General features: G+C 70.3%; 9 protein-coding genes. 4 read left to right on the forward strand and 5 right to left on the reverse strand.

Translation table 11 applies throughout. The annotated features are described in order from the left end of the window. Positions 1 to 41: 41 nt before the first annotated feature. Both D7X99_RS25845 and D7X99_RS25850 read left to right on the forward strand, forming a co-directional pair. On the forward strand, positions 42 to 863 hold the full coding sequence (locus D7X99_RS25845; protein ID WP_121780106.1) for a hypothetical protein: 822 nt from the start codon (positions 42 to 44) through the stop codon (positions 861 to 863). Between the two features lie 11 nt (positions 864 to 874). Further along, positions 875 to 1,699, forward strand: coding sequence for a hypothetical protein (locus tag D7X99_RS25850; RefSeq protein ID WP_121780107.1), 825 nt, complete (start codon positions 875 to 877; stop codon positions 1,697 to 1,699). 12 nt (positions 1,700 to 1,711) lie between these two features. On the opposite strand, the gene D7X99_RS25855 is transcribed toward D7X99_RS25850, so the two are convergent. After that, positions 1,712 to 2,677: a 3-oxoacyl-[acyl-carrier-protein] synthase III C-terminal domain-containing protein gene (locus tag D7X99_RS25855; RefSeq protein WP_121780108.1), complete on the reverse strand. Its 966-nt coding sequence runs from the start codon at positions 2,675 to 2,677 to the stop codon at positions 1,712 to 1,714. A gap of 5 nt (positions 2,678 to 2,682) precedes the next feature. Further along, positions 2,683 to 4,599 (reverse strand): thiamine pyrophosphate-binding protein, encoded by a 1,917-nt coding sequence (locus tag D7X99_RS25860; RefSeq protein ID WP_121780109.1) that lies wholly within the window; start codon positions 4,597 to 4,599, stop codon positions 2,683 to 2,685. Between the two features lie 394 nt (positions 4,600 to 4,993). Between D7X99_RS25860 and D7X99_RS25865 the strand changes: the two genes are divergently transcribed. Beyond that, positions 4,994 to 5,407 carry a hypothetical protein gene (locus D7X99_RS25865; RefSeq protein WP_120579775.1) on the forward strand — a complete coding sequence of 138 codons (414 nt, stop codon included), beginning with the start codon at positions 4,994 to 4,996 and terminating at the stop codon, positions 5,405 to 5,407. Positions 5,408 to 5,679: 272 nt separating this feature from the next. Continuing rightward, positions 5,680 to 7,314, forward strand: coding sequence for a tetratricopeptide repeat protein (locus D7X99_RS43210; protein WP_171805504.1), 1,635 nt, complete (start codon positions 5,680 to 5,682; stop codon positions 7,312 to 7,314). A gap of 3 nt (positions 7,315 to 7,317) precedes the next feature. Here D7X99_RS43210 and D7X99_RS25875 read toward each other — a convergent pair whose 3' ends face one another. From D7X99_RS25875 to D7X99_RS25885, 3 genes are all read right to left on the reverse strand, one after another. Beyond that, positions 7,318 to 7,896 carry a GNAT family N-acetyltransferase gene (locus D7X99_RS25875; protein ID WP_121780110.1) on the reverse strand — a complete coding sequence of 193 codons (579 nt, stop codon included), beginning with the start codon at positions 7,894 to 7,896 and terminating at the stop codon, positions 7,318 to 7,320. A gap of 76 nt (positions 7,897 to 7,972) precedes the next feature. Further along, positions 7,973 to 9,628 (reverse strand): HEAT repeat domain-containing protein, encoded by a 1,656-nt coding sequence (locus D7X99_RS25880; RefSeq protein WP_121780111.1) that lies wholly within the window; start codon positions 9,626 to 9,628, stop codon positions 7,973 to 7,975. A 9-nt stretch (positions 9,629 to 9,637) separates the two neighbouring features. Beyond that, positions 9,638 to 9,829: ABC transporter permease (locus D7X99_RS25885; RefSeq protein ID WP_147454757.1), on the reverse strand; the 192-nt coding region annotated here is incomplete at its 5' end.

The raw sequence follows: 9,829 nt of genomic DNA on the forward strand, positions 1-9,829 counted from the left end.
CCGTCCGCGAAACCACGGACGGGTGAGGGGGATACACCAACATGAAATGCATCGTCGCCGTGGCCGTGCTGGCCACCCTTCTGGGCACCCTGCCCGCCCGGGCCGCGCCGCCCGCTCCCGTGGAAGCCGGCAAGGTGTTCGTCGGCCCGCAGGGAGAACTGGTCGCCGTCGTTCCCCTCGCGCCCCGTGAGCAGAAGAAGTTCCTCCTGCGCATCCAGGGCACGGGCTCCGTGCTGGACAACCTGGTCCTCCCCTACACCCTGAACGACTGGAGCAGCCCCAGCACGCGGCGCCAGAACTACACCACCCAGTGGCACGGCAAGGACTACTCGCCGCTCGTCGTCGTGGGCACGCGCACGGAGCTGTACGTCCCCGGCGGCCCCGGCAACGGCATCACGGTCCAGTTCGACGAGGCGCGCTCGCAGAAGCTCAAGCCGGAGGAGGTCTACGCCCAGCACCAGCAGCAGACCCAGAGCGGTCAGCTCGCGAAGCTGATGGCCTTCGACCGCAAGGCGGAGGAAGCCGTCCACGACACCGCCTACACCGAAGCGCTCCAGGAGCTGAACACCACCTGCGGCACCTCCGTGGCGGGCGCCATCGACTGGACCACCGTCACCGAGCCCTTCCTCAAGGCCCAGAAGATTTCCCGCTACTGCGTGTTCCCCCTCACCGCGCTGAAGGCCCTGTGCGAAGTCTCCGAGGAGGCCCGCACCACCGTGAAGGCCCGCCTGAAGCAGATGGACTGCCGCTTCGGCGCCGCGCTGGAGCCCGCCCTGCAGGGCGACCGCTTCGTGTGGACCACCACCCCGGAGGCCTCCAGCCAGGAGAAGGCCGCCACCCGCTACTTCAAGAAGAACCTCTAGGCCCGCGCACCATGCTCTTCCAACGCATCCTTCCCGTGGCCGTGCTCCTTTCCGCCACTCCCGCCGCCGCCGTCGAACCGCCGTGGGGCAAGGCGGAGAACCTGGGCCAGCGCATGCATCTGGAGGCCACCGCCGTCTGCACCGACGGCCGCGGCCACTACGTCGTCTCCGTACCCCGCGAGGACACCGACGACCTGGAGGACCAGCTCTACTACGGCGACGGCAAGTCCCTGGTCGTGGTGCCGCGCCCCCGCAGCCGGAACCTGTCCGCCACCACCTTCCTGGATCCGCGCTTCTTCAACCCCGGCGGCACCCCCGACTACGACGGCGTGGACCTGCGGGTGCATTCGCAGCTGAACGTGGACACGAAGGAGCGCACCTGCGCCCTGCGCTGCGGCGAGCGCAAGGTGGCGCTGGAGATGGTCCCCGGCGCTCAGGCGCGGGAGCTCCTGCGCAAGGCCACCTACGTGCCCAACCCGCAGAAGTTCGTCCCTCACGCGCTGCTGCGTGACTCGGAGGGCACGTACTACTACGTGGACAAGGGCTCCTCGGCCGCGGAGTCCCGCAACTTCCGCGTGTTCATTGGCCCCCGTGGGGACCTGAAGCCGCAGAAGATGACCAACGTGGTCGCGGACTCCGAGGGGGAAATCTTCACCACCAAGAAGGGCCAGCTGCGGCTCGTCATCGACCGCGCGCAGAAGCCCATCTGGATCGAGAAGGCGCGCAAGGAAGTGGAGCTGCGCAACGTCCCCGTGGAGCAGAACCTGCCCCTCATCTACAACGAGCTGGGTGTCTACACGGGCATCCGGCTGGGCACGCCCTGCGACGACCAGTAGCGAGCAGTCCCGCTAGACGCGCACCAGCAACGCCATCTGGTGCGCGCCAATGCCCAGGCCGACCATCACCAGGTACTTCGTGCGCAGCTCGCGGCGGAACCTGGCCAGCGTCACCGGCATGGACGCGTGCACCATGTTCCCGTACTCCTCGAAGGTGTCCAGGTACTCGCGCGGGCGGATCTCCTGCGCCCAGTGGTCCATCAGCTTGCGCGTGGCCTGGTGGGAGATGAGCGTCACGTCCTCGCGCGCCACGCCGTGCTTCGCGAGCAGCCGCTCCACCAACCGGGGCGGCCCGTTCATCCCCGACTGCAGGAACGCCTTCACGCCCGCCGCGGGGGCGATGCCGTAGGTAGGGTACGCCAGGCCGGACTCCGGCCGCGGGCCCATCATCATCGCGCCGTATTCGTCGCTGAAGGTGTCCGCGCCCCAGTCCACCAGCGTGAGCCCTTCACCCGCGCCCACCACCACCGCGCCCGCCCCGTCGCCAATGCCAATGGCGTGGCCCTGCGTGTAGTCCACGTTGCGGGTCCACGCGGAGCCCACCGCCACCAGCGCGTGCCGGAGGGTGCCCGCGCGCAGGGCCTCCCAGGCCAGCACGATGCCCATCAGGAAGTTGGCGAAGTCCGCGTTCACCGGCACCACCAGCGTGCCCTGGGAAAGGCCCAGCTCGCGGTGCACCGCGTACAGCTCGTTCGGCGCGACGAACTCCGACACCGACACGTAGCCGTACAGGCGCTCCACGTCCGCAGGCGTCAGCCCCGCGTCCTGCAGCGCGGCGGCGCCCGCCTTCGCGGTGAGCGCGGCCAGGGACTCGCCCTGACCCAGCACCCTGCGCTCACGGTTGCCGTAGAAGAGCGCGTGCTCCCCACCGCTTCCGGCGGCGAGGCGCAGGGACTCGAACAGCGGGTCGTCATTGCCGCGAACGTGCTCGGGGACAGCGGCGCCGACTCCCAGGAGCGCGAAGGTCGCGGCCGTCATGGAGGCTACTTCGCGTCCGACGCCACCGCGGCGAAGCGGTCGCCGTACGGCGGGACCTCGCGGTAGTCGATGTGCGCGACGATGACCTGCGGCTGGCCCGTCTCATCCGCGCGGCGCAGCACTTCCGGCAGCAGCGTGTCCAGTTGGCCGGGGCCGTTCACCGTGTAGGCGCGCGCGCCCAGCGACTCGGAGAAGGCCTTCAGGTCCGGGTTGCCCAGGCCGTAGAAGTCATCCTCCAGCGGCTGCGTGCGGTCCTGCACGTGCTCGCCGTGGTTCACCATGCCCAGGAAGTTGTCGTTGAGGACGATGGTCACCGTCCCCACGCGGTAGCGCGACGCGGTGATCATCTCCGTGCCGTTCATCAGGAACGCGCCGTCGCCGACGATGGCCACCGCCGCGCGGTCCGGCCGGCCCACCTTGCCGCCGATGACGGCGCCGCAGGACCAGCCCATGGACGACAGGCCGCACGGGTAGAAGATGCGCGCGGGGGGCGTGATGTGCAGCAGGTGCGACGTCCAACCCGTGCAGTTGCCCATGTCGATGTACAGGTCCATGTCCGGGCTCAGGTGCTTGTCGAGCTCCGCCATCAGGTCCTGCGGCTTCACCGAGTCCCGGTCCTGCGGGGTGCGGATGACGGGCGCGGGCTCCGTCAGCGCCATCACCTGCGCCCAGCGCTCCTGCACGCGCGCGCCGCTGGACGGGCCAATCATCTGCCCCAGCTCCGCCAGACCCGTCATCACCGAGCCCACGTCCGCCACGATGGGCAGCCGCACCGGCAGGAACTGGCCGATGTTGGAGGCGTTCACGTCCACCTGGATGACGTGGTGGATGGCCTGGAAGTAGCGGTGGAAGCTGCGGGAGGCCCACTCACCCAGGCGGCTGCCCAGGACGAGCATCACGTCCACGCCGTCGCGCAGGTACGCCTCGGCGCGCTTGCTGCCGGCCAGACCCAGCACGCCCAGGGACAGCGCCTCGCGCTCGGAGAACAGCCCCTTGCCGCGCATGCTGGTGGCCACCGGGATGCCGTGCTGGGTGACGAACGCGGTGAACGTGTCGGCGTGCTCCGCCATCGCCTCGCGAGCGCCCGCGCCCAGGAAGATGAGCGGGCGGCGCGCGGTGCGCAGCAGCGTGAAGGCGGCGCGCAGGTCCTCGAAGGGGGCGGTCGCCGGACGCGCGCGGAAGGCGCCGCGCGTGGTGGGAACGGAGGCGCGGTGGATGGGCTGACGCGCGATGTTGGCGGGCACGCTCAGGTGCGCGGCGCCGCCGGGCAGGCCCTGCGCGGTGCGCAGCGAACGCGCCAGCAGCCGCTGGAAGCTCTGCGCGTCCGGAACGATGGAGGAGCTGGCGCACGCCTGGCGGAACATCTCCACCGTGTTCACGCCGTGGGTGCTGCTGCTCTCCTGGATGGCCATCAGGCCCACGCGATCCGTGGCGATGTTGCCGCTGATGGCCAGCATGGGCACGCCGTCCAGGTGCGCGGAGGCCACGCCCGTCAGCGCGTTGGTGGCACCCGGGCCCGCCGTCACCATGCACACGCCCAGCTTGCCGGTGGCGCGCGCGTAACCGTCCGCCATGAACGCCGCGCCACCCTCGTGGGACGCGATGATGAAGCGCATGGACTTGTGCTTGCGCAGCGCCTGCTGGAACGGGGCGATGTTGCCGCCCGGGACGCCGAACACCGCGTCCACTTCCTCCGCCTCCAGGTGCGCGATCACGCAGTCGGCGACCGAGAGGTCCTCCACCGTCTTGAAGCCCCGCGCATTCACGTCCCCGTACATCGGGATCGGATCGCCGTGACGAGCCTCCAGCACGTTCGTCTTCCCCTGGGTCGGCGTCTCGTGCCGGAGTGCCTCGACGGGCACCTCGTTCCGCAGGGTGTTCGACGTAACGGCCTGGAGCTCAGCGAGCGAGGAGTTGGACATTGAAGGACGTCTCCAAGGCCCCGGAACCCGTGAGGTTCGACGCGGATGCTGCGTCGATTCGCTGCCACCGAGTCCGGGGGGACCTCGATGCGTGTGACAGTGTTGCGGGGATGCTGAAAAACTGCATCCCCTTAATAGCCGAGAAGCGAGCGAGTGTGAAGTAAAATTAGCGGAAAGTTCGCCTGACGCTGGATTCTCAAACTTCGTGACGAGTACCACGTTTACCCGGGGACGTCTCCATCTTCACGGGGAGGACGTGGCTCGCGCGCGTACGCAGGCGCGGCAGGAGTGGATCCACACACGTGCCGACTGGAGTAGGCTCGTGGGTGCGCTGCCATCCAGCCGGAGTCGCACGGGAATGGCGCGTGCACCACAAAAACAACGTGGGGGTTTCATGGCTGAGAATCTGAGGACTGAGTACGGCTTCCGGCTCAATGCGCCGGGCTACATCACCCCCGCCGAGGCCAAGGTCTGGTTCGAGGACCTTCGCGCCAAGGTGGCGATCAAGCGTGGGCGGCCCTTCGGACTGATGGTGGACATCCGCGGCCAGAAGGCGAACCCGCCGGAGACCCAGGAGATCATCAAGCAGGCGATGGGCTGGCTCCGGCAGAACGGCATGGTGCGCTCGGCGGTGGTGCTCGACAGCACCGTGGCCCGGCTGATGATGGTGCGCATGGCCAAGCAGAGCGGCGTGTACGAGTGGGAGCGCTACATCGACGCGTCGAAGGACTCCGATTGGGAGCACAAGGCGATCGACTGGATCACGAACGCCACGGAGCCCTCGAAGGAAGAGGACGCGGCGGCCTGACGTCGTTCCCCGGGTGACGGCGGTGGAAGCCTCCTTCCGGTAGAGGCCCACCGCCTCCCCCGCCCGTTCGCGGGCACTGTTCCCCCTCTACCTGCCAGGTCCTGTTCGTGATTCCCGGGTCCCCGCGGACGCCAGGCTGGTTCAGGGCGGTCCTGTTCCTCCTCGCCGGATTCCTGGGGCTGCGCTGCGCCGCTCCGTCACAGTCGCGTGACACCGCGCGAGCGAGGACATCCCTGTCAGCGGTTTCCTCCCCTGCCCCTACGGCGAAGGTGTTGCGGGTCCGCGTGTACGCGGACGTGGACCACCGTGCGCGAGGCCTCCATTGGGAGCGAGGCGTCGCCGGATGGCTCCAGCGCGCGAGCGAGTCGGTGCGCGGCCCCCTGGGCATCACGTTCGAGTTGGAGTCCGCGCGTGCGTGGGATCGGCGCGGATCGGACGGTCCGCTGGAGCCGGTGCTGGACGCACTGGAGGAAGTGGACGCGGGCGAGGACGTGGACCTCGTCGTGGGTCTGGTGGCGGCGCCCGTGACGTTCAACGGCGCGCAGCACGAGCTGGGCTTCGCGCGCGTGCTGGGGCGGCACTGCGTGTTGCGCGGCCTGGGCGGAGAGCTGCCAGTGGAGGCGCGGCAGCGGCTGGAGGTAGCGGTCCTGCTGCACGAGTGGGCGCATACCCTGGGCGCGCAGCACGTGCGCGACGGACGGGGATGGATGTCGCCGAAGTACGACGCGGGCCAGACGGCATTCGATGCGCGGACGCTCGCGCTGCTGGGCGCGGGGCTCCGGCACCTGCCCGGTGCGCGCGTGGAACTGGAGGCGCAGAAGGCCTGGGCCCGTGAGCTGCGCGTGGCGGTGGAGGCGATGACGGGCCTGGCGTGGGAAGGACCGGAGCGGGACTTCCTTCTTGAATGGACGGAGCGCGTGCGCGCCTCCAGCGTCGTGCTGGGACCGGAGGGCACGCCCCGTTCGCTGACACCGCTGGAGCGGCAGCGGCTGGCGGAGGTCATCGCCCTGGAGAAGGCGGGCCGGCCGGAGGTGGCCGCGGAGGCCCTGGAGCCGCTGGCCGTGCGGCATCCCCAGAATGAACGCGTGCAGTTGCTGGCGTGCTACCTCGCCGTGCACCTCACGCCGGGGCTGGACGCCACGCGTGAGCGCTGTGAGCGGGCCATCGCGAGGTTTCACCGCGAGCCCTCCCTGCGCATGAACGTCGCGCTGCTCCACCTGCACGCGGGCCGCTTCGACGAGGCCCGCGACAGTCTGGTGGTTGCGAGGACGAACCTGGAGGCCCGTGCGGACGTGGAGCCCGAGCAGTGGGCGGACCTGGCGGGCCTCTTCCTGCGCGCCCACTGCGTGACGTGGGCGGAGGAGACCGCGGCCCGGGCTCAAGGACTGGCGGCTTCCGCGGCCGTGCTGGAACAGGCGGCCCGCCTCCGAAGACAGGTGGCGCTGCCGGCCCGGTCGGATGCGAGCACCGCTGTCGTCGATCCCGCGCGAGAGGGAGCCCTGGTGCGCGCGGTGTCCGACGTGGAGGCGCTGCTGCGTGCCGGCTCCTCGAAGTCCGCGCGTGAGCGCATCGCCGCGCTGGCGCAAGCGTATCCGGCGAGTCCCTCCGTCACGCTCCTGCAATGCGAACTGCACCTGCTCCAGGGGCGCCTGGGCCCTGCGCGCACCGCCTGTGAGCGGGTGCTCGCGTTCCGGGAGGATGCGGTGCAGGCGCACCTGCTGCTCGGCGTGCTGGCGACGAACACCCGTGCGCATGCGCGTGCACGCAAACACCTGGAGCGGGTCATCGCCCTGGAGCCTTCACGCACGGAGGCCTGGCACCTGCTCGCGCGCGAATACCGGGGTACCCGCCAGTTGAAGACGCTCCAGGCCCGCTACCGCGAACAGTTCGCGCGCGACCTGCCGTGAAGCCTACGTCGCGACGGACGCGCGCCAGGCGTCCTCGAGCAGCGCGAGCAGGATGATGTCGTTGAACCCGCCCCCGTTCCCATCGACCTGGTAGCCGCGCATCACGCCTTCCTGCTGGAAGCCCACGCGCGTCAGCGCCTTGCTCGACGCGCTGTTGCGGGTGTTCACCATACCCTCGATGCGGTGCAGGTTCAGGTGCTCGAAGCCAAAGCGGATCAGCGCGGGCAGGATGCTCGACATCACGCCCTGCCCCCACAGTGAGCGCCCCACCATGTAGCCCACCTCCGCGCGGCGATCCTTCTGGCTCCAGTTGAAGAGCGTCATGTAGCCCAGGGGCGTCGGGTCGTCTTCCTTCGACAACACCCACCGGATGCCCTTGCCCTGGCGCATCGCCTCCAGGTCGCCGGTCAGCTTCTGGTGCAGCGTCTCGCGCGGCACGGGCACCGTGAAGTTGAGGCTCCGTGCCACCTCCGGATGCGAGTACAGCGCGATGACGCCGTCCATGTCCTCGGGTGTGAAGACGCGCATCCGGAACGGCGAGGGAACGACGGGCAGCGGCAGCGTGGCGTAGGACATGGACATGCGGTGCAGGCCCCCTGCGGTAGGGACGGGCGAACCCTACCGGGTGAGCGCCATCACCGCCATGACGATGGCGTGTTCACTCTTCCGTCAGCAGCCGGCGCCGCTCGCGCAAGACGTCGCGGAGCGGATCCCACTCACCCCGCGCCCAGGGCAGCACCTCTTCCACCATCGCTCGGTGGAGGAAGGCCAGCGCCTCGTCGGACGTGCGCATCCTGGTGAGGGTGGAGTCCCTCCACCCCTCGTCCACGGTCATGCAGGCGCCGCTCCTCAGCGCCCGGCACGCGGCGAAGGCGCACGTCGCCAACAGGTGCTCGGGGGCCCGGGGCGTGAGGCCGGTAAAGCCCACGTGCCGCTTTTCGGCGTCCGCCACCATCAGCGTCGCGTAGTGGAGGCACCACGCCGCGTTGAACAACTCCGACGCCAGGAGCTGGCTGGGGACGAACAAGCCGATCTCCATCGCTTGGCGCTGATGCGCCTCATCCGGCGCGAGGACCCACTCCTCCAGCGCGAGGAGGGCCGACTGGGCGCCATCGTTCTCCGGCCCGTGCCTGTCCCAGACACGCGCCGCGACGCGCGCCACCGCCACGCACAGCCGGACCTCCTCTTCCTGGCTCAGCGGCCCCAGCGAATCCACCCAGGCCTGCAGTCGTGCGGAGTCCGGATGCTCCGCGTCCACCGGCAGCGGCCCCGGCCCCGTGAGCGCCAGGGCCAGTCGCGGCGAGCCCGGCCCCACAGTCCGCGCCTCCACCGGCAACGGGACACTCCGGACGATGGCGTCCGCCACCGACTCGGCGTGCACGCGCATGCGCCAGGTGAAGGGATCCCCATGTCCCCGCTTCACGGCATGCGTCACCACGCGCCGCAGCAGGCCCACCGCCGGCCGGGCCTGCGCCCCCATCCCCGCGAGCAGATGGAGTGCGAAGAGCCCCTGCCGCGCCCCGTCCCGGTCATTCGGAAGCAGGCCCACCAGTCCCCGCGCCGTCTTGTCCAGCAGGGGCAGCGCACGCGAAGGCGACAGCCAGGACAACACCTGGAGGGCGACGACGCGGCTCTCGTCGTCCAGCACCACCTGCTCCTCCAGCGCGTGAAGAACCGCCTCGGAAGGCGGGGTGCACCGGCCCAGCAGGCGCAGCGCGGAGCGGCGGACGTAGGGACTCTCGTCCGACAGCCTCTTCAGGGCTTCGTGCAGCACGTCGTCCGGGACGGGACCGTCCAGCGTCGCCAGCGCGTCCAGCGCCGTCGCTCGCGCCTGCCACTGCGTCTTGTCCTGGCAGGCCTCCAACAACAGCGTCACCGCGAGCCGGGTGGGCCGGGGACGCAGGTACACCAGGGCCCGCATCGCCTGGCGCTGGACCCGAGCGCTCGGCCGGGACAAGAGCCCCATCACGGCGGGCACCGCGCACCGGGGCGGTGGGCTCGGCGCCATCAACGCCTCGAGCACGTTCAAGCGGATGTTCGCGTCCGCGGACTCCTTCTCCGCCAGTTGGGGCGTCGCCAGCACCTCCAGCAGCGCGGGCACCGCCCCCAGGCCGATGACCCGCAGCGCTTCGTGCGCGTCGTACGTGTCTCCCCGGCGCAATCTCCCGTGCGACACCAGCTCCGCCACCCACTCCCGGGGCGTGCGGTCCGCGTGCCGGAAGCCCGAGCGCACCATCAGCGCGTCCAGCCTGCGCAGCGAAGCGAGGTCGTCTCCGGAGGCCCGCCGCCGAGCCTCCGCCAGTGCGTCACCCATTCCGGCTCCCTACTCCGCGCGCATCGCCTCCACCGGATCCAGCCGCGCCGCGCGCGACGCCGGGTAGATGCCGAAGAGAAGCCCCACGCCGCAGCTCATCCCCAGCGACAGCGCCACGGCCCACGCCGGCACGCTCATGGGGAACAGCAGCACCCACTTGCCCAGGAAGACGAACCCGAAGCCCAGCCCCAGCCCCAGCAC

It is taken from the genome of Corallococcus sp. AB032C, from assembly GCF_003668935.1.
GTDB lineage: Bacteria > Myxococcota > Myxococcia > Myxococcales > Myxococcaceae > Corallococcus > Corallococcus exiguus.

Coding starts and splice junctions, on each gene's coding strand:
- D7X99_RS25845 (WP_121780106.1), top strand. CDS start 42: ATGAAATGCATCGTCGCCGTGGCCGTGCTGGCCACCCTTCTGGGCACC.
- D7X99_RS25855 (WP_121780108.1), bottom strand. CDS start 2,677: ATGACGGCCGCGACCTTCGCGCTCCTGGGAGTCGGCGCCGCTGTCCCC.
- D7X99_RS25880 (WP_121780111.1), bottom strand. CDS start 9,628: ATGGGTGACGCACTGGCGGAGGCTCGGCGGCGGGCCTCCGGAGACGAC.
- D7X99_RS25860 (WP_121780109.1), bottom strand. CDS start 4,599: ATGTCCAACTCCTCGCTCGCTGAGCTCCAGGCCGTTACGTCGAACACC.
- D7X99_RS25850 (WP_121780107.1), top strand. CDS start 875: ATGCTCTTCCAACGCATCCTTCCCGTGGCCGTGCTCCTTTCCGCCACT.
- D7X99_RS25875 (WP_121780110.1), bottom strand. CDS start 7,896: ATGTCCATGTCCTACGCCACGCTGCCGCTGCCCGTCGTTCCCTCGCCG.
- D7X99_RS25865 (WP_120579775.1), top strand. CDS start 4,994: ATGGCTGAGAATCTGAGGACTGAGTACGGCTTCCGGCTCAATGCGCCG.